Origin of the sequence: Stutzerimonas chloritidismutans AW-1 (genome assembly GCF_000495915.1) — a bacterium.
GTDB lineage: Bacteria > Pseudomonadota > Gammaproteobacteria > Pseudomonadales > Pseudomonadaceae > Stutzerimonas > Stutzerimonas chloritidismutans.
In genome coordinates this window covers 159205-178163 of the sequence record NZ_AOFQ01000005.1, presented here as the reverse complement: position 1 = coordinate 178163, position 18959 = coordinate 159205, and the positions used below count along the sequence as shown (strand labels likewise).

Genomic DNA, 18959 nt, shown 5'->3' with positions numbered 1-18959 from the left:
TCCGGTGCTTCGATCTTCTCCAGCTTGCGAATCTGCGCCTTGAGCATGGCGGCTTCGATCTTCGCCTTCTTCAGTGCTTCGTCATCGACCGACTTGGCGGCGGGGGCGGGTGCTGCACTCTGCGCGGTACTAAGGGCCTGCTCTGCTTCGTGCAGTTGCTGGCGCAGGCGGGCGAGTTCGGCTTGCTGATCGTCATCCGGTGCTTCGATCTTCTCCAGCTTGCGAATCTGCGCCTTGAGCATGGCAGCTTCGATCTTGGCTTTTTTCGCAACGGCATCGTCTGGCCCTGGCGCAGTGGCGGGCGGAGCGGAGTCCGCCTGCATGGCGGCATCCAACGCACGCTGCGCGGCCTCGGCGGCGTTGCGCAGATCGGCAACCTGGGCTTCCAGCTCGGCAGTGGCATGGGTGGCCAGCTGCTTCTCGGCTTTCTTCAGGGCGACCTGGGCCATGCTGGCCTCGATCTTAAGTTTCTTCTGCGTTTCGGAAAGGCTGGTCTTCTGTGCCGGGGCCGCCGTCTCGGCTGTGGTCGCGGTCGGGCCGCTCTCGCTTTGCGCCGCCTTGGCGCGTGCCGCACGTTCGGCACGGGCCTTGCGTTCGGCTTCCTTCTGTTCTTCGGCGCGCCGTAGACGTTCCTGGCGAAGCTCGAAGCGCTGTTTGGAGTGCTCGGCCTTCTGCTGCTTCTGCTCCAGCTCGCGGATCTCACCCTTGGCAGCGCGGTAATACTGCACCAGGGGGATGTTGGAGGGGCAGACGTAGGCGCAGGCGCCGCACTCGATGCAGTCGAACAGGTTATGGGCCTTGAGTTGCTCATGCTCCTGGCCGAGGGCAAAGAAATGCAGCTGCTGCGGTAGCAGGCTGACCGGGCAGGCCTCGGCGCACTCTCCGCAACGGATGCACGGCAGAGCGGGCGGCGGTGGCGGCAGCTCTTCCAGCGTGCTCGCCAGCAGGCAGTTGGTGGTCTTGACCACCGGCACCTCAAGGGATGGCAGGCTGAAGCCCATCATCGGGCCGCCCATGATCAGACGGTTGAGCCTGTGCTGATCGAGACCGGCGAAGGCCAGCAGTTCATCCACGGGGGTGCCGATCAGCACCTCGACGTTCATCGGCCGCGCCAGCGCCTCGCCGGTCAGGGTGGTGATGCGCGAGATCAACGGCTTGCCGAGGAGCACGGCGTCGTGGATGGCGACGCAGGTTCCGACGTTCTGGCAGAGCATGCCGATATCCGCCGGCAAGCCGCCACTGGGAACCTCTTCTCCGGTGAGAATCTGGATCAGCTGCTTTTCGCCGCCGGACGGATACTTGGTCGGGAAGACCTTCAACGTGAAGGGGCGCTCGCCGATGGCAGCCCGCACTGCGGCGATCGCTTCGGGCTTGTTGTCCTCGATGCCGATCAGTACCTCTTGCGGCTGAATCAGGTGCGCGAGTATCTCGATCCCCGCGACCAGCTCGGCCGCCTTTTCACGCATCAGCAGGTCATCGGCAGTGATGTAGGGCTCGCACTCGGTGCCATTGATGATCAGCGTGCGGATCGTCTGGGTCGGCGGGGGGCTGAGCTTCACGGCGGTGGGGAAGCCCGCGCCGCCGAGGCCGCTGATGCCGGCCTGGCGAATCAGCTCGGGCAGGGCAGGGCGCTCGAGTTCACGGTAATCCGGCTGCGGATGCAGGTCGATCCATTTGTCTTCGCCATCGCTGTCGATGACGATCGCGTTGGCGAGCATGCCTGATACGTGCGGGTAGGGCTGCGGGCCGATGAAGCTGACCACTCCCGAGGTAGGAGCATGCAGCGGCGCGCTGACAAACCCGCTGGCGACAGCGATCTGCTGACCTTTGAGTACCCGTTCGCCAAGAGTGACGCAGGGCTCGGCCGGCGCTCCGAGGTGCTGCGTCAGTGGCAGGACCAGGCGCTTGGGCAGCGGGGTCGGCTGGATCGGGGTGCGGTTGGACAGATCCTTGTGTTCCGGTGGATGAATGCCGCCGTGGATGTCCCAGATCTTCAGTGCGGTCATGCGGCCTGCTCCCGATCAGTTGCGATCAGCTGGCCGGGCGCCAGCGGCCGGTTCCATTTCCAGCTCTGCAGGTTGCTGCCGACTTCGATCATGTCGATGCAGTCCACCGGGCAGGGTTCGACACACAGGTCGCAGCCGGTGCACTCGGAAATGATCACGGTGTGCATCTGCCGCGCGGCACCGACGATGGCGTCAACCGGGCAGGCCTGGATGCACTTGGTGCAGCCGATGCACTCGGCTTCACGGATGTAGGCGACCATCTGCGGCTTTTCGCCACCCTCGGCATCCAGCGGCTCCGCCTCGACATCGAGCAGATCGGCCAGGGCCTGGATGGTCGCTTCGCCGCCCGGTGGGCACTTGTTGATCTTGTCGCCGCCGGCAATGGCTTCGGCGTAGGGTTTGCAGCCCGGATAACCGCACTGACCACATTGGGTCTGGGGTAGCAGGGCATTGATCTGCTCGGCGATCGGATCGCCTTCGACACGAAAGCGCACAGCGGCGAAACCGAGGATGGCGCCGCCGAGCAGGCACAGGGCGAGCAGGGCGAGGATCGCGATGACGACTGCGCTCATAGCTTGATCAGCCCGGTGAAGCCCATGAATGCCAGCGACATCAGGCCGGCGGTGACCATGCCGATCGCCGCGCCCTGGAACGACTTCGGCACGTCGGCAATGGCGATGCGCTCGCGCATGGCGGCGAACAGTACGAGCACCAGGGAAAAGCCCAGCCCTGCGGCGAAGCCGTTGACGGTGGCGGTAAGAAAGGTGAATTCGGCCTTGTTGGCATTGAGCAGCGCCACGCCGAGCACGATGCAGTTGGTGGTGATCAGCGGCAGAAAGATGCCGAGTACGCGGTACAGCAGCGGACTGGTCTTGTTCACCACCATCTCGGTGAACTGAACGGTCACCGCGATCACCAGAATGAAACTGATGGTGCGTAGAAACTCGAGGTCCAGCGGCTTGAGCACATACTGCTGGACGAGGTAGCTGCACATGGCAGCAAGCGTCAGCACGAAGGTGGTGGCCAGCGACAGGCCGATGGCGGTCTCGATCTTCTTCGAGACGCCCATGAACGGGCACAGACCGAGGAACTGCACCAGCACGAAATTGTTGACCAGGATGGCGCTAACCATGATCAGGGCGAGTTCGGTCATCTAGGGTCTATTCCCGTTCCGTCCGCTCTGCGAGAGCCGTGGGGCTAAAGGGCCGCTATTATCGGGAAGCAGCGGCAGCCATACAAGGTGCGGCGGCCCGTCGCGGTCCTCGCGCGACGCATGACGTCGTGTCAGAGCTGCCGGTTGTCCGCTGTTTCTGCAGCTGTCTCACGGTTGTGGTCTGATGAATCGAAGCCTGTGACGCCATCGGAGGTGGTTTCCATGAGCATTCGTTCTTCACTGCTTATTCTGCTCTGTTTCGGCCTGGGCATGAGCCTGCAGGCCCATGCGGAGCGGCGAGACGGCGTCTGGGGCTTCCAGGCGGAGAGTCCGCGCTACTACAACCCGGGGCCGCGACACTATGACCGGGACTATCGTCAGCACAACCGTCCGCATCAATACGACCCGCGAAGCCCTTATTCCCACTATCCGCAGTACCCGCGCAACCTGCCGCCGCGTTATCAGAGTCAGCTTCCGCCACAATACTACGACCGCCATCGCGGCTTCGAACGACGTGGCTACTGGCGTCAGGAACATCGCCAGCAGCGTCCGCCGTTGATCAGGGATGGGCGCGATCATCGGCTACGGCCGCATTACGATAGGGGCGGCCGCCAGCACTACTATCGGTGATGAGAGGGCATTCAGGCCAGGCCGGTCAGTGGATGATCCCCTTCCCAGGTCGGCTCGAAGTGCGCCTCGACCACCGCTGGCGGAACGTGGTGGGCGTCCGGCCAATGCCAGCCTGGCCTATTGTCCTTGTCGATCAGGCGGGCACGGACGCCTTCGGCGAACTCCGGGTGGCGACAGCAATTCAGGCTTAGTGCGTACTCCATCTGCAATGCCTGGCCCAGCGACAGCTTCCGGCCTTTCTCCTGCTGTCGCCAGGCGAGATGGGCGCTCAGTGGGCATCCGTCGCGCAGGCCGCGAGCGGCCTGCGCGATTACTTCGTCAGAATCATCCTGCAACGCGGCCAAGGCCTGCCATGCATGCGCGAGCTCAGCCACGTCCAGCAGTTCATCGATCCGCTCTCGTCGTGGCAGCAACCTGGGTGCGGGCAGCTGTGCAGTGGCGTGCCTGGACAAAGCCCGCAACAGACTGTGCAGCTGGCTGTGCGCCTGGTCCTGCCAGTTGATCTGGACCAGTCCCTCGATGAGTTCGGGCTGTTGCTCGTCCATCAGGCAGCGGTCGGCAAGACCGATGTCCAGTGCATCGCGGGCATTCACCCGCGTGCCGGTGAGGCCCAGAAACAGACCCAGCTTGCCAGCCAGGCGAGGAAGGAACCAGCTCGCGCCGACATCCGTATGCAGGCCGATGGCGACTTCCGGCATCGCCAGCCAACTATCCGGTGTAACGATGCGGATCGTCGCGCTCTGCAGGAGCCCCATACCGCCGCCCATCACGTAGCCATGGCCCCAGCAGATCAGCGGCTTCGGGTAATGGTGCAGCAGGTGGACGAGGCGGTACTCGTCGGCAAAGAAACGCTCGGCCAAGGCCGGCACCGTTCCGGGCTCGCCTCGGCAGGCCTCTGCAAGGCGGCGTACGTCGCCACCGGCGCAGAACGCCTTGGCACCGTTCCCGCGTAACAGCACGCAGGCGACTGCCGGCTCGTTGGCCCAGCGGCCAAGCTGGTCAAGCAGTGCGTCGATCATCGGCAGGCTCAGGGCGTTGAGTTGCTGCGCGGCGTCCAGGGTGACAATGGCTATTCGCATGCCATGCAGGGCGGGGCGTTCTTCGAAGGTGACGTGCATGTAATCCTCGGCGCCGGATTGGTGGGCAGGTCCTGTAAGGCTGCGTTTGGTACGGCGGTCATCGGTTGCGCCAGCGAGGGTCGCGCTTCTCGAGGAACGCATTGACACCCTCCAGGGTGTCGTCGGCCTCGAACAGCTCGACGAAAGCCTCCCGCTCGGCGGCGGCAAGCGTATTGGGCACACGTTTACGGGCCGCGTCGATCAGCGGCTTGATGGCACGCACCGCAACAGGGCTTTGCCGCGCGACCCGGGATGCGAGCATCAATGCGTGACCACGCGACTGGCCGGGCTCGACCACCTGCTCCACCAGTCCGATGCGCAGCGCAGTTTCTGCCGTGATGCGCTCGCCACAGAGGATCATGCGTTTGGCCCAGCCTTCGCCCACCAGCCAGGCCAGTGCCTGGGTGCCGCCCGCACAGGGCAGCAGGCCCACCGATGCCTCGGGCAAGCCCATTTGCGCCTGCTGCTCGGCGATGCGCAGGTCGCAGGCCAGTGCGCATTCCAGACCCCCGCCAAGGGCGAATCCGTTGATTGCAGCGATGGAGACACCGCGGAAATCGCGCAGCGCCTCAAAGGCTTCGCCAAAGCGGCGGGCCATTTCCCGGGCTCGATTGCGATCGCCATCAGCGAAGAGTTTCAGGTCCGCACCCGCGCTGAAGAACTTCTCGCCCTGACCGCAGATCACCAGTGCGTAGATTTCGTCATCGTGGTTCAGATGGTCGATGATCTGCTTGAGCCCGATGAGCGACTCGCGGTCCCAGGTGTTGGCAGGCGGATGGTTGATCGTGATGAGGGCGGTGTGACCATGCTTTTCCACGGTCAGCTTGTGGGTCAGGTCGAAGACACCGGCTTGGTAGGGCTCTACTGCAGTGCTCATGGTCGAAATCCTCGTGCGTTTCAGGGCTCCGCTGACGAGCGACCGGTAACGTCGCTCCTCTTGAGAGTCCTTCAATGAAGCGAGGTTGCAGCGTTCCGGTCGGTCAGACGACCCGATGGAGCGCCCGGGTACTGTCCCAGGTGCTCCATCGTTCTGTCACTGTAGCCTAGCCGGCTGCCCGCCCGCGCGACGCTCTTCCTGCCACTCGGCCAGCGACGGCGCAGCCTGCTCGCCGGATAAACGGTGGACGATCTCGAAATAGTCCTGCTTGAAGCGATCCTTGAGCACTTCTTCGCGTGGCTTTACCTGAATGGCGTATACGGTCTGCACGTTCTGGTGGTCGAACTCGCGCCACTGCTGCTGATCCTTGAGCAGGCTGTAGCTGTGGTTTTCCAGGGCCGCGATGACTTGCTCACTGCCGATGCTCTTGGCGCGAGTGGCGGCATCTGCCCACTGATAGACGATGCTGTAGGCCGAGGCCGCGGAGCTTGATGGGTGCGTCTGGTAACGCTCACCGAAGTCGCGCACGAATGCCTTGCCGCGTTCGGAACCTTCGAGTTCGGGTACGCGCCAGGTCCAGGGCTCGGTGCCGAGCACGCCGCGCATGATGTCCGGGCCGGCGAGTTCGACCATGGACTGCGTCAGGTTGGGAACCGCAATCTGCATCTTCTTGTTCAAGTCGAGTTCGTCGGCGATACGCATGGCTCGCACCATGTCTTCGCCAAACAGAACCAGTACCAGGACCTCAGCACCGCTGTTGGCCGCCTTTTCCAGCGCCGCGCGGTAGTCGGACAGGCGCGCGCCGGGGAAGGCCGTCTTGACCCCCTGGTGCTTGTTCTGGTCGACGGTGCCGGTCGCCTGGCGCAGCGAGCTCTCGCTGGTGTGGCCCCAGGTATAGTCGGAGGTGATGTAGAAGTAGGTCTTGCCGGGCATTTTGTCGTTCAGATACTGCCCCAGCACCCGCGCGCTCATCCATGCGTTATTGCACTCGCGGAACATGTAACGGTGGCCATCCTTGCCAGTTGTGTCGTTGGAGTAGGTCAGGGTGCCGAAGTAGAGCAGCCCCCGCTCCTTGGCGCGCTTGCTCGCGGCAATGGCCACCGCGCTGGATACGCCGCCGAACAGCATGGCGACGCCTTCATCCGCCATCTTGTCGACGTTGGCAACGGCCTTTTCGGGGCGGGATGCGGTATTGCGGCTAATCAGGCGTAGCGGGCGCCCCAGAACACCGCCCGCCTCGTTGATCTCGTCGATTGCCAACAAGGCTCCGCGCATTTGTGCAAGGCCTTCTTCCTTGTAGCTGCCGGTACGGGGGTAATTGAGGCCGAGCGTGATGGGGTCAGCAGCCTGAGCCGTAAGACAGAACCCCAGCCCTAGCGCCAGAAGGGTGATCCGGTTCATAGCATGTTCCTTGTTATAGCTTTTGTTATTGGTTTATTGGCAGTTAGCTTTTTTACCCTGCCGCCGGTGCGTGCGTCACTCTTTATGTGCGGCTCGAAGGCGGCGCCGGCGTCAGTACGTGAGCCAGGTGCGATTATGACTAAAGGAGGGAGGGTGGATCTTGCGGTGACGCCGTGATTTCGCCGGTTTGCGGTTGACAACCATGATGGCGTTTTCTAGGGTTCGGCGGCTACGCCATCCGGAAACAGCTCATGACTCAAGACGATCGCATCAGGCTGGAGGCTGGCTGGAAAGAAGCGCTGCGCGAGGAGTACGACAAGCCATACATGCTTGAGCTTGGCGCTTTCCTTCGGCGAGAGAAGGCTGCGGGCAAGGTGATATTTCCGCCGGGGCCGATGATCTTCAACGCACTCAATTCCACGCCGCTCGATCAGGTCAAGGTAGTCATCCTTGGGCAGGACCCCTACCACGGTGCCGGTCAGGCCCATGGGCTTTGCTTTTCGGTACAGCCGGGCGTGGCGCCGCCGCCGTCGCTGCAGAACATCTTCAAGGAACTCAAGCGCGACTTGAATCTTGATATCCCTCGGCATGGCTATCTGCAGCACTGGGCAGAACAGGGCGTGCTATTGCTCAATACTTCGCTCACCGTGGAACAGGGTGTCGCCGGTTCGCATGCCAAAGCGGGGTGGCAGCTATTCACCGATCGAATCATTGAGGTGGTCAGCGAGCGGCGTCCGCACCTGGTATTCATGCTTTGGGGCGCCCATGCGCAATCCAAATCGAAACTGATAGACGCCACGCGGCATCTGATGCTGAAGTCGGTGCATCCTTCGCCTCTCTCGGCGCACCGCGGATTCATCGGTAACGGTCACTTCAGTCGCGCCAACCAGTTTCTCAGGCAGCAGGGGATGCAGGTGATCGACTGGCAGCTTCCGGCTGAGGTTTAGCCCGACACCCAGGCGGTATCGGGCTAGGTTTTGGTCAGTCTTTGGCGCCGTGCTTGGCCTGAAGGTCCTTGGCCTGCTTGAGATGCTCTTCCAGCTTCGGCAGCGTTTTTTGAGCGAACTGCTTCAGGTCGGCGTTCTCGCCACCCTCCACGTAGTCCTGATACATCTCGATGGTCTGCTCGTGAGCGACGACCTGATTGTTGGCGTAGGCTTCGTCGAAATTCTCGCCATCACGCAGCTTCAGGATCATGGCTTTGGCCTTGTCCATCAGCGTGGCCTCGTCGGACATTTCCAGGTCTTTGGCCTGGGCCAGTTGCGCAAGCTCCTGATTGGCCTTGGTGTGGTCGTCGATCATCATCTGGGCGAATTGCTTCACATCCTCCGACGTACCCTTGTCCAGGGCCATCTTCGCCGTTTCGATTTCTGCAATACCTTTGGCCGAGGCCTCGTCGACGAAGTTTTCGCCTTCGGCGGCAAGCGCCAGGTTAGCCGCTACTCCGAACAGCAAGGCGAATGCGCCCGAGAAAATTGTTTTGGTTGCTCTGGTCATTGCGTTCTCCTTTCTTCACCTGACTTGTGTTGGCCGGGAGGCAGACACAAGGCGCGATGCGGCGAGATTGCCGTCCCTTTTTGTGACTAGGTGCCATAGGGACGGTTCCTCGCTTTCGGGCGAACGGTGTCCGGTGCTTACTGAAGCATGCTCATGGCTGCGTCCATGGCGGCAGACAGGTCCTCGTCCTCCTGCATCAGTTCGCTCGGATCGAGCCCCAGCTTGGCGAAGGCGGGAACCTCGCTCCAGTCCAGCTGCGCGTAAGGGTGCTGGGTGCCCATATAGCTCTGCAGGGTGGCCACTTGCACCACGTCTACATAATCGACTGCGGCCGAATTGCGCTGGAAATTGGTGTACTGACCAGCCACCGACACGATTGCCTCCGGGAAATCCCAGGTGCGCAGGATTTTCTCACCCACCATCGGGTGAATCTTGTCGATGACGTGATTGAGGCTGAACGAGTCCGATAGCAGGGCGCTGTGCTCTTCTGCGTAGGTCAGGATCGGCAATATGCCGATCTGATGGACCAGTCCGGCCAGGGTCGCCTGATCAGGCATCAGTCGTGTGTAGTGACGGCAGAGCACATGACTGATGGCGGCGACCTCGGTGCTCTTGTTCCAGACCTCGCGCATCTTGCGATCGACGACATCGGTGGTCGCCTGGAACATCTGCTCCATCGCCAGGCCTGTGGCCAGGTTGCAGGTGTAATTGATGCCGAGACGGCTGACCGCCATCTGCAGATCGTCGATCTCGCGACTGGTACGCAGCAGCGGGCTGTTGACCACCTTGATGATGCGTGCGGCGAGGGCTGCGTCGGCGCCTATCACCTTGCTCAGTGCCGGAATGCTGATGTCCGGGTCCTCGGCCGCCTCGCGGACGCGCAATGCCACCTCTGGCAGGGTAGGCAGAACCAATTCATCGTTCTCGATCGCGAGCGTCAGATCGCGCTGGACTTTCTCGGCAAGGGTGCTCATGTCATTCCTTTATGTGTCGGTCAGTGTCGCTAGGGCGCTTCAGGTCAGGGTGCTTTGCCCGTGGTCCATGGTGCGCCTCTCAGGTATTTTCTTTTTGGCTCCGGTTCGCACTAGCGCTGAATTTCCAGATCCGCATTCAGGCTGTAGGGAAGCTCGAGCAGACTCATCGGCAATCCGTCCGGGGAGCCCAGATACAGGCGGCCGTCAGCGGCGGCATCCTCCTGCAGTACGGCAAGCAGCTCGATTCGGTCGGTGTCACTGGCGGCTAGCACGACCTCACCGACGCTGGAGCCATGCACCGGTGAGAAAATCTCAACGCCCGGAGCTGGCAGCTCGTCCTGTCTGCCTTCGATCAACAGGCGCTGCAGGCGGCGCTTGAGTTTGCCCAGATACTGCATGCGCGCGACGATTTCCTGGCCGGTATAGCAGCCCTTTTTGAAACTCACGCCGCCCAGCGCCTGCAAATTGATCATCTGCGGGATGAACAGCTCGCGAGTGCTGCCGAATACCTGACCGATGCCGGCGCGAACCTGGTCCAGCAGCCAGCGATTGACCGGCGCTTCCTGAAGCTGCGCGGCCAGGCGCGTGCGGACCTGCTCGGCGTCGGCGCCTGGGGTCCAGAGCTCGACGCGGCCATCCTGCAGACGGATCGCGATCATGCCGTGGCTCCGCACCACACTGTCGGCGGTCAGCGGCAGATCCAGGCCCAGGCTGACCAGCGAGCCGTCTCCGCCGGCAAGACCGAATCGGCACCAGTCGGCGCTCTCGTCGTTCAGGCGGGACTTGGAAAATACGGCGTATTTGTTCAGATCGGCTTGTTGCAGTTGCAGCAGCTCACTGGCCATTGCCAGCAGGTAACCGTCGCCATCCAGCACGATGCGGAAACTCGACTGCATGCGCCCCTTGGGCGTGCAGCGTGCGCCCAGACTGGATGTCTCGGCGGTGAGGTAGCTGAGGTTGCAGGTCAGCTGACCCTGGAGAAACTTGCTGGCATCCGGGCCGCGTACGGCAAGGACGCCTTCATGCGACAGAACGCAAAAATAAGCAGTGTCGGTCATGATTGGTCGTCGTCAGAATCCGGGTGGGCATCATAGCAGCCCGGCGGAAACGGTTGCGTGATGAAGGGTTTGCAGCTCGACGAAAAAAGCGACTGATGAGTTCGGTGCAGCCGCTATAATGCGCGCCTTCTCAAAAGGAGCCGATGTATGGCTGAGCAATCCGAACTCAATCGTCTGTTTTGGCAAAGCCGTCGCGGCATGTTGGAGCTGGATGTGTTGCTGGTGCCTTTCGTCAAGGAGGTCTATCCAGGTCTCGATGAGGAAGATCAGCACCGCTATCGCAAGCTGCTGAGTTGCGAGGATCAGGACATGTTCGGCTGGTTCATGCAGCGCGGCGAGCCCGAGGATGAGGACCTGCGGCGCATGGTTCGCATGATCCTCGATCGTGTCCAGCCCAAGTAATCAATCATTCGAGTGTCGCTGGCAGCCGTCCAGCTGGTTGTTGACACTCTATCTCGGGGTGCAGGCGCTCGCCCTGGCCGCCATCGTGCTGTCGGCGGCGCCGCTATGGTTGCAGCTGATAGCGCTTCTGTTTTGTCTGGCCCACGCGCTGTGGGTGTTGCCGCGCGGGATTCTACTGTCCAGTCGGGATGCCTGGTCTGGCCTGCGCCACGATGCTGCGGGCTGGCACCTGTGGAGCGAGCGGCAAGGATGGCAGGCAGTTCAGTTGCTGCCTGACAGCCTGGCGCTGCCACTGATAGTCGTGCTGCGTTTTCGCGTGCCGGGCCGGCGGTTAGCTGGCAGCATCTGCGTGCCCCGCGACGCACTACCGCGAGAGCAGCATCGTCGACTGCGGGTGCGGCTCAAGTTCAGTCGACGTAGGTGGGCGGCGCCAGAATAGTGTCGACCGCTTGCGGCAGCAGCTCTGGGTAGTCGAGGGTGTAGTGCAGTCCTCGGCTCTCCTTGCGCAGCATGGCCGAGCGAATCATCAGGTCTGCAACCAGCGCCAGATTGCGTAGTTCGAGCAAGTCACGACTGACCTTGTAGTTGCTGTAGAACTCGTCGATCTCGCTCAGCAGCAGGCGCACTCGGTGCTGCGCGCGCATCAGCCGTTTGTTGGTGCGGACGATGCCGACGTAGTCCCACATGAAGCGCCGCAGCTCGTCCCAGTTGTGCGCGATGATCACGTCTTCGTCGGAGTCGGTCACCTGGCTGGCGTCCCATGCAGGTAACGTTGCTGCGTTGGTGACTTGGGGCAGTTCGCGCAGGATATCCTGAGCGGCTGCCCGGCCGTAGACGAAGCATTCGAGCAGCGAGTTGCTGGCCATGCGGTTCGCGCCGTGCAGGCCCGTGAAACTGGTCTCGCCGATGGCGTAGAGGCCCGGGATGTCGGTGCGTCCAGCCTGGTCCACGACTACGCCGCCGCAGGTGTAGTGCGCTGCGGGTACCACCGGAATCGGCTGGCTGGTGATGTCGATGCCGTATTCCAGGCAGCGCTCGTAGACGGTGGGGAAGTGGCTTTTGATGAACTCGGCAGGCTTGTGGCTGATATCGAGGTAGACGCAGTCGATGCCCAGTCGCTTCATTTCGTGGTCGATTGCGCGTGCGACGATATCGCGCGGGGCGAGTTCCTCCCTGGCATCGAAACGCGGCATGAAACGCTCGCCGTTAGGCAGCTTGAGCAAGGCACCTTCCCCGCGCAGGGCTTCGGTCACCAGAAAGCTCTTCGCTTGCGGGTGATAGAGGCAGGTAGGGTGGAACTGGTTGAATTCCAGATTACCGACGCGGCAGCCCGCTCGCCAGGCCATGGCAATGCCGTCGCCGCACGCGCTGTCCGGGTTGCTGGTGTACAGGTAAACCTTGGCCGCGCCGCCGGTAGCCAGTACGACGAATCGTGACTGGACGGTTTCGACCTCGCCGGTGCTGCGATTGAGCACATAGGCGCCCAGGCAGCGTCTGCCCGGCAGCCCGAGTTTGTGTTCGGTGATCAGGTCGACTGCAACGCGCTGCTGTAGAAGCTCGATATTGCTCTGCTTTCTGGCCTGGCCAAGCAGCGTGTTGAAAATGGCTGCGCCAGTGGCGTCGGCTGCGTGAATGATGCGCCGATGGCTATGGCCGCCCTCGCGAGTCAGGTGAAATTCGAAACTGCCGTCTTCGCGATCCGGGGCATTGTCCCGCGTGAAGGGCACCCCTTGCTCGATCAGCCACTGGATGGCCTCATTGCTGTGCTCGACCGTGAAACGGACGGCGTCTTCGCGGCACAGGCCTCCTCCGGCGATGAGGGTGTCGGCGACATGTGACTCTACGGTGTCGGTCGTATCCAGTACTGCCGCGACGCCACCTTGGGCCCAGTAGGTGGAGCCGTTGGAGAGATCGCCCTTGCTGAGAACGGCGATGCGAAGATCGGTCGGCAGGTTGAGTGCCAAGGTCAAGCCGGCGGCACCGCTGCCGATGACCAGCACGTCGTATCGTAGAACCTGGTTCATGTCCAATTCCGGCGGGAAAAACGAGCCCTAGTATATAGACGGGATGTAGCGCCAAAATAGGCGACTGTGTGTTTGTCTTCTAACGAAGGGAACTTTTCCTTCGCGGGGTGGCTCAATAGGCAGTTATGAATGCAAACCAGCTGGCCATCGTGAATGGGCGGTGCGAGTTTGCTATGGACACCAGGACGGCGTCGTCAGCAATGGCGCAACGCTGTGGTGCAATCGCCGTCAGGTATTGCAGGATAGCTTGCTAGGAGGGGGGAGAACTTTTGCGTAAAGCCCGGGTCTATTCTGGCAGGTCGGTTCGCTGGTGTGAGCGACGCTACTCCGCTACCGAGGAGGAGCGTTCATGTTGACTCAGGAGCAGGACCAGCAGCTGGTTGAACGAGTGCAGCGTGGTGACAAGCGGGCGTTTGATCTGCTGGTAATGAAATACCAGCACAAGATCCTTGGGTTGATCGTGCGGTTCGTGCATGACTCTCATGAAGCTCAGGATGTTGCTCAAGAGGCTTTTATCAAAGCCTACCGCGCACTCGCCAATTTTCGCGGTGACAGCGCTTTCTACACCTGGCTGTACCGCATCGCCATCAATACGGCGAAGAATCATCTGGTGGCGCGCGGCAGACGCCCTCCAGATAGTGATGTGAGTTCCGAGGATGCCGAGTTCTATGAGGGCGATCATGCTCTCAAGGACATCGAGTCACCGGAACGCTCGCTGCTCAGGGATGAGATTGAAGATACCGTTCATCGAACCATTCAACTTTTGCCAGAAGATTTGCGTACGGCTCTAACACTGCGTGAATTTGATGGTCTTAGTTATGAAGACATTGCGAGCGTCATGCAGTGTCCGGTGGGCACAGTGCGTTCCCGGATCTTTCGGGCACGTGAAGCCATAGATAAAGCATTGCAACCCTTGTTGCATGAATCCTGAGACAGCGGCGACAGCCAAGAGAGGAACCGCCATGAGTCGTGAAGCCCTGCATGAATCGCTGTCCGCGGTGATGGATAACGAAGCGGACGAGTTGGAATTACGTCGCATGCTCGCAGGCGACAACCCGGAGCTACGTGCTACCTGGTCGCGTTATCAACTTGCCCGTGCCGCCATGCACAAGGAGTTGATCGAGCCGCGCCTGGATATCGCTTCTGCGGTATCGGCTGCGTTGGCTGATGAGGCCGCGCCGGTCAAGGCGCAACGTAACGGATGGAAAGGTCTCGGCCGGCTGGCAGTGGCTGCTTCGGTTACAGTCGCTGTTCTGGCCGGTGTACGTCTGTACAATCAGAATGAGGTTGCTGGTCCGCAGCTAGCGCAGCAGGCTCCGCAACCAAGTATTTCGGTTCCGCAGACCAGTCAAGGGCCGGCGGTTCTGGCTGGTTACAGTGAGCGAACCGAAGCGCCTGCACAGGCAGCGGCAGATGGCGCTCCGGTAGAGCGCTGGCACGAAGAGCGTCTGCCTTCATATGTTCGCCAGCATGCCCAGCAAGCTGCCTTTGGTAATGGATCGGAGAGCGCGCTGCCTTACGCTCGCGCGGCCAGCATGGAAGAACGTTAGGGAGAAACATGCGCGTATTATCGCTGTATGTGGTGATGGGGGGCTGGCTATCAGGCCGTTGAAAAACTCGGCTTCAACTGCCCCAACCCGTCCGGTTTGGCGCTTTTTCAAGCGCTTTGGCCTAACGGAGTCCACACAAGGCCTGACTTCAGGCCTTTTTGACAGGTTTCAGCACCACGTTCACGCCTTTCGGCGTTTTTTGGGCGTAACTCGCCCTATACATGCGATCCTCGCCACCAACCCGACAGGCTACCCAGTCGGATCAGGTTGTAGACCGAGAAACCCAGCAATAACTGAGCACTCAGCTTGGCGCGACCGATCAGCTTGGTCTTGCGCAGGCCGCCAACCGTCTTCAGCCAGCCAAAACCTTCTTCGATCCGCTTGCGGATCTTCTGGCTGGCGGCATACCCCGGATGCCGCGTGGTGCGCCCATCGATGGCGCTGCCCTTGCGCTTCTGCGCCACATGCGGTGTCACTTTCAGCTCGCGCGCCCTCTGCACGAAACGCTTCTGGTCGTAATTCTTGTCTGCACCTACCGTGCTGCCCGGCTTGGCCGTGCGCTCCAGCATCTCCAGCGCCGCCTCTACCTCGGCACGTCCATTGAACTCGGTGCATTCCACATCCACGATCAGACCGTTGCGGTGCTCCATCATCGTGTGGGCCATGTGCGCCAGACGACTGGCATCGCCATTGCTCTTGCGCGCCAGCCGGGCCTCGGGATCGCTGGTCGATTGGTGGGTCGCGTTGCTGCGCTTCTCGCCCTTGAAGTCGGCATCGGGGTTGCGCGTGCCATCCTCCGGTGGGTCGCCGCCATCCTTCTTGATAAAGGACTTGTGCGAGGCCCAGGCGTCGATCAGCGTGCCATCGACGCTGAAATGCTCGTTGCTGGCGTACTCGGACCATGCGGCCAGCGACTTGATGCGCTGGAAGAACAGCCGCGCTACATCCTGGTTGAACAAGCGGTCACGGTTCTGGCTGAAGGTCGAGTGATCCCACATGCGCTCGTCCATCGACAAGCCGACGAACCAGCGAAACAGCAGGTTGAAATCAATCTGCTCGACCAACTGCCGCTCGGAGCGAATGGTGTAAATCACCTGCAGCAACGAGGCGCGCAGCAGCCGCTCCGGCGCAATCGAGGCCCGTCCCAGGGTGGAGTACAGCCCGTCGAAGTCCCGATCCATCGAAGCCAGAACGGTATCGACCAGGCCTCGCAGGGGACGCAGCGGGTGATCGTTCGGGATGCGCTGCTCCAGCGTCGTATAACTGAACAGCTCGTTTTGTTTGAGGTCGAGTCCACGCATCGGCTTGGGCTGGCTTCGGCAGAAGAGGATGGCCGCCATTTTGCCAGAGCCACGCGGGCTCTGGCTTTTTTCAACGGCCTGCTATCGATGCCGGCCCTTGCTGCTGATGCCGGGTCCTGGATGGAGCGACTTGCGGCGGCAGAGCAGAAACAGAGTTATACCGGTACGTTCGTCTACGAACGCAATGGCAGCTTTTCCAGTCATGCCGTTTGGCAGCAGGTCGAAGAAGGTCACGTGCAGGAGCGATTGCTTCAGCTTGACGGAGCTCCGGCTGAAGTTCTGCTGGTAAATGGTCAGATGCAATGCGCTACCGATGACCTGGCGGCGCAAGTGCGTGAAGCGCAAGCCTGGCACGGGCAGCGTCTCGATCCGAAAGCACTCTCCGAGTGGTACGAATTCCGTGAGATCGGGGATTCACGAGTTGCTGGCCGCCCTGCCGTGGCGCTGGCTGTCGTGCCGAAGGACCAGCACCGTTACGGCTTCGAACTGCATCTCGACCAAGATACCGCATTGCCCCTCAAGTCGTTGATGCTGAACGAGAAAGGGCAGCTGCTCGAGCGTTTCCAATTCACCCAGTTCACGGCTGGCAGTGTATCTGCCGAGCAACTGAAGCCCGGCGCTGATTGCAATCCAGTGACCGTGAACCGGCGCGAGGCGAATCCAACATCGCCCTGGCGCTCCGACTGGTTGCCTTCCGGCTTCACGCTTTTGGATGCCAACGAACGACCTAGTCCCGCCTCTTCCGAAACTGTTTCCTGGTTGTCCTACGGTGATGGCCTGGCGAAGTTTTCCGTGTTTCTGGAGCCGCTGCGCGGCGCCTTGGTTGAGGACGCGCGAAGCCAGATGGGGCCTACCGTCGCGGTCTCTAAGCGCATCAGTACTGCGGATGGCGATGTCATGGTGACCGTGGTGGGCGAGATTCCACTTGGTACGGCTGAGCGGGTTGCCCTGTCCATGCGAGCCAGTTCGGAACAGGCACAACGATGATCGAAGAGCCTGGGCGGGTAGTCGCGCTGGATGTCGGCGCTGTTTGGGTCGAGACTCGGCGCAAAACTACCTGCTCTGGCTGTTCCGCGAAGAGTGGCTGTGGCCAAGGCTTGATGGATACCCTCGGTGTTCGCGAACAGCGCGGCCTCATCAGGGCGCTCTGCGATCTCCACCTGCAGGTCGGTGACGGTGTCGTTGTGGGCATCCGCGAGGACGTGTTGCTGCGCGGTGCCGTCCTTGTCTATCTTCTCCCTCTTATCGTGCTGATGGCGGCCGCTTCGCTGGCCGCTCAGCTGTCGACGCGTGAGCCGATCGTTATTCTGGCAGGTCTCGGGGGCTTCTTCATTTCGTGGCTATTCGTGCGTATGCGAAGCCGCCGTACCGCAGCTGACCCGAATCTGCAGCCGGTGGTTTTGCGCGCCATGCTCGCGGGGCCTGCGAGTCCCTGAGCTTCCTTGTTTTGTCAGTGGGGAGACTTGTAGTCATGTTCAATCGAAACAGCTGCTTCGCCTTCGTGGCGGGCCTGGCATTGCTGGGCCATGCTGTCGTTGCCCAGGCGGAATTGCCTGATTTCACGCCGCTGGTCGAAAGTGCCTCGCCAGCGGTAGTCAATATCAGCACCAAGCAGAAGGTGCAGAGCCGCGGTGCGACTGCGCAGATGCCGGAACTCGAAGGGCTGCCGCCGATTTTTCGCGAGTTCTTCGAACACAGCATCCCACAGATGCCGGGCGCCCCGGGTCGCGGCCAGCAGCGTGAAGCGCAGTCGCTCGGTTCGGGTTTCATCATTTCCGAAGACGGTTATGTCCTGACCAACAATCACGTGGTCGCGGATGCCGACGAAATCATCGTTCGTCTGCCGGATCGAAGCGAGCTGGAAGCCAAGCTTATCGGTGCCGATCCGCGCTCCGACGTGGCGGTGCTGAAGGTCGAGGGCAAGGGACTACCGACCGTCAAGATTGGCCGTTCTGATGAGCTGAAAGCAGGGGAGTGGGTGCTCGCCATTGGCTCGCCGTTTGGTTTCGATCATACGGTGACCGCCGGCATTGTCAGTGCGACTGGCCGCAGCTTGCCCAATGAGAGCTACGTGCCGTTCATTCAGACCGACGTGGCAATCAACCCGGGTAATTCCGGTGGTCCGCTGTTTAACCTCGACGGTGAGGTGATTGGCATCAACTCGCAGATATTCACGCGCTCCGGTGGCTTCATGGGGCTGTCCTTCGCCATTCCGATCGATGTGGCAATGGATGTTGCCAATCAGCTGCGAACCGAAGGCAAGGTGAGTCGGGGCTGGCTTGGCGTGGTCATCCAGGAAGTCAACAAGGACCTGGCTGAGTCTTTTGGTCTTGAGCGTCCAGCGGGTGCCCTGGTGGCTCAGGTTATGGATGGCGGTCCGGCAGCGCGCGGTGGCCTGCGTGTCGGTGATGTGATTCTGAGCCTCAACGACAAGCCGATTGTCATGTCTGCTGATCTGCCTCATTTGGTCGGAGCACTCAAGCCTGGCAGCTCCGCACGAATGGAAGTGGTTCGCGACGGTGATCGCAAGATGCTCGACGTCAAGATCGGCGCCATGCCGGAAGAGGGCGAATCCGTGGCAGCCTCTGGTGGCGGCCAGGAACGCAGCGATAACCGCCTGGGTGTAAAAGTCACTGAGCTGACCGATGAGCAGAAGAAGAGCCTGGATTTACCGGGCGGCGTGGTGATCACTGAGATTCTCAACGGGCCGGCTGCGATGATTGGGCTGCGCCCGGGCGATGTCATCACCCATCTGAATAATCAGGCGATCAATTCGGCGGCAACATTTGCTCGAGTGGCTGAGCAGTTGCCGAAGAATCGATCTGTTTCGATGCGAGTTCTGCGCCAGGGGCGTGCGAGTTTCATTACTTTCAAGCTCGCTGAATAAGACGCTGGCTGGTGAATCTGGAAGGGCGGTTATTACCGCCCTTTTTCATTTTCAAGACGTAACAGTACGTCCGTTGCGTTG

Annotated in this window: 20 protein-coding genes; 9 read left to right on the top strand and 11 right to left on the bottom strand. The window is 61.3% G+C overall.

The genetic code is table 11. From position 1 onward, the window contains the following. From rsxC to rsxA, 3 genes are all read right to left on the bottom strand, one after another. On the bottom strand, positions 1-2006 hold a 2006-nt coding region (rsxC, locus tag F753_RS27500), incomplete at its 3' end, for an electron transport complex subunit RsxC (RefSeq protein WP_023443973.1). Beyond that, positions 2003-2578, bottom strand: a complete 576-nt coding sequence (gene rsxB / locus F753_RS27495; protein WP_003302265.1) for an electron transport complex subunit RsxB — start codon at positions 2576-2578, stop codon at positions 2003-2005. The genes rsxC and rsxB, both read right to left, overlap by 4 nt. Beyond that, on the bottom strand, positions 2575-3159 hold the full coding sequence (gene rsxA, locus F753_RS27490) for an electron transport complex subunit RsxA (RefSeq protein ID WP_003282096.1): 585 nt from the start codon (positions 3157-3159) through the stop codon (positions 2575-2577). The genes rsxB and rsxA overlap by 4 nt, the downstream gene beginning before the upstream one ends. A 222-nt stretch (positions 3160-3381) precedes the next feature. Here rsxA and F753_RS27485 point away from each other — a divergent pair, with 222 nt between their 5' ends. Beyond that, on the top strand, positions 3382-3789 hold the full coding sequence (locus F753_RS27485; RefSeq protein ID WP_023443972.1) for a hypothetical protein: 408 nt from the start codon (positions 3382-3384) through the stop codon (positions 3787-3789). 11 nt (positions 3790-3800) lie between these two features. Here the strand turns inward: F753_RS27485 and F753_RS27480 are convergent, their stop codons facing one another. From F753_RS27480 to F753_RS27470, 3 genes are all read right to left on the bottom strand, one after another. After that, positions 3801-4907, bottom strand: a complete 1107-nt coding sequence (locus tag F753_RS27480; RefSeq protein WP_023443971.1) for an enoyl-CoA hydratase/isomerase family protein — start codon at positions 4905-4907, stop codon at positions 3801-3803. 58 nt (positions 4908-4965) lie between these two features. Continuing rightward, a complete protein-coding gene (locus F753_RS27475) occupies positions 4966-5784 on the bottom strand; it encodes an enoyl-CoA hydratase (RefSeq protein WP_023443970.1) in 819 nt (272 codons plus the stop codon). A 156-nt stretch (positions 5785-5940) separates the two neighbouring features. Further along, positions 5941-7185: an ABC transporter substrate-binding protein gene (locus F753_RS27470; RefSeq protein WP_023443969.1), complete on the bottom strand. Its 1245-nt coding sequence runs from the start codon at positions 7183-7185 to the stop codon at positions 5941-5943. Between the two features lie 251 nt (positions 7186-7436). Between F753_RS27470 and ung the strand changes: the two genes are divergently transcribed. After that, positions 7437-8132: a uracil-DNA glycosylase gene (gene ung, locus F753_RS27465; RefSeq protein ID WP_023443968.1), complete on the top strand. Its 696-nt coding sequence runs from the start codon at positions 7437-7439 to the stop codon at positions 8130-8132. A 34-nt stretch (positions 8133-8166) separates the two neighbouring features. Here ung and F753_RS27460 read toward each other — a convergent pair whose 3' ends face one another. The 3 genes from F753_RS27460 to ygfZ all read right to left on the bottom strand — a co-directional run bounded on the left by F753_RS27460 (position 8167) and on the right by ygfZ (position 10714). Continuing rightward, complete coding sequence (locus tag F753_RS27460) at positions 8167-8682, bottom strand: DUF4142 domain-containing protein (protein WP_023443967.1); 516 nt, start codon at positions 8680-8682, stop codon at positions 8167-8169. Positions 8683-8819: 137 nt separating this feature from the next. Further along, positions 8820-9656, bottom strand: coding sequence for an HDOD domain-containing protein (locus F753_RS27455; RefSeq protein ID WP_023443966.1), 837 nt, complete (start codon positions 9654-9656; stop codon positions 8820-8822). A 110-nt stretch (positions 9657-9766) separates the two neighbouring features. Continuing rightward, a complete protein-coding gene (gene ygfZ / locus F753_RS27450; RefSeq protein WP_023443965.1) occupies positions 9767-10714 on the bottom strand; it encodes a CAF17-like 4Fe-4S cluster assembly/insertion protein YgfZ in 948 nt (315 codons plus the stop codon). A 147-nt stretch (positions 10715-10861) separates the two neighbouring features. On the opposite strand from ygfZ, the gene F753_RS27445 reads away from it, so the two are divergent. Then, positions 10862-11116, top strand: a complete 255-nt coding sequence (locus F753_RS27445; RefSeq protein ID WP_014819515.1) for an FAD assembly factor SdhE — start codon at positions 10862-10864, stop codon at positions 11114-11116. Then, entirely contained in the window at positions 11100-11555 is a 456-nt protein-coding gene (locus F753_RS48895; protein ID WP_082041327.1) for a protein YgfX, read from the top strand. The genes F753_RS27445 and F753_RS48895 overlap by 17 nt, the downstream gene beginning before the upstream one ends. Here F753_RS48895 and nadB read toward each other — a convergent pair. Continuing rightward, positions 11524-13140 (bottom strand): L-aspartate oxidase, encoded by a 1617-nt coding sequence (gene nadB, locus F753_RS27440; protein WP_023443964.1) that lies wholly within the window; start codon positions 13138-13140, stop codon positions 11524-11526. The two genes, F753_RS48895 and nadB, sit on opposite strands and share 32 nt — an antisense overlap. 349 nt (positions 13141-13489) lie before the next feature. Between nadB and rpoE the strand changes: the two genes are divergently transcribed. Both rpoE and F753_RS27430 read left to right on the top strand, forming a co-directional pair. Further along, positions 13490-14071, top strand: coding sequence for an RNA polymerase sigma factor RpoE/AlgU (gene rpoE / locus F753_RS27435; RefSeq protein ID WP_003282114.1), 582 nt, complete (start codon positions 13490-13492; stop codon positions 14069-14071). Positions 14072-14102: 31 nt separating this feature from the next. Then, positions 14103-14690: a sigma-E factor negative regulatory protein gene (locus F753_RS27430; protein ID WP_023443963.1), complete on the top strand. Its 588-nt coding sequence runs from the start codon at positions 14103-14105 to the stop codon at positions 14688-14690. Between the two features lie 215 nt (positions 14691-14905). Here the strand turns inward: F753_RS27430 and F753_RS27425 are convergent, their stop codons facing one another. Continuing rightward, positions 14906-15991 (bottom strand): IS5-like element ISPst12 family transposase, encoded by a 1086-nt coding sequence (locus F753_RS27425; RefSeq protein ID WP_011913346.1) that lies wholly within the window; start codon positions 15989-15991, stop codon positions 14906-14908. Between the two features lie 87 nt (positions 15992-16078). Here F753_RS27425 and F753_RS27420 point away from each other — a divergent pair, with 87 nt between their 5' ends. The 3 genes from F753_RS27420 to F753_RS27410 are packed head-to-tail and all read left to right on the top strand — an operon-like array spanning position 16079 to position 18878. Beyond that, the gene (locus F753_RS27420; RefSeq protein ID WP_084799356.1) at positions 16079-16978 is read left to right on the top strand and encodes a MucB/RseB C-terminal domain-containing protein; all 900 of its coding nucleotides are present in this window, start codon (positions 16079-16081) and stop codon (positions 16976-16978) included. Further along, entirely contained in the window at positions 16975-17427 is a 453-nt protein-coding gene (locus F753_RS27415; RefSeq protein WP_014819519.1) for a SoxR reducing system RseC family protein, read from the top strand. The genes F753_RS27420 and F753_RS27415 overlap by 4 nt, the downstream gene beginning before the upstream one ends. A 35-nt stretch (positions 17428-17462) precedes the next feature. Next, a complete protein-coding gene (locus F753_RS27410) occupies positions 17463-18878 on the top strand; it encodes a DegQ family serine endoprotease (RefSeq protein ID WP_023443961.1) in 1416 nt (471 codons plus the stop codon). The last annotated feature ends 81 nt before the right edge of the window (positions 18879-18959 follow it).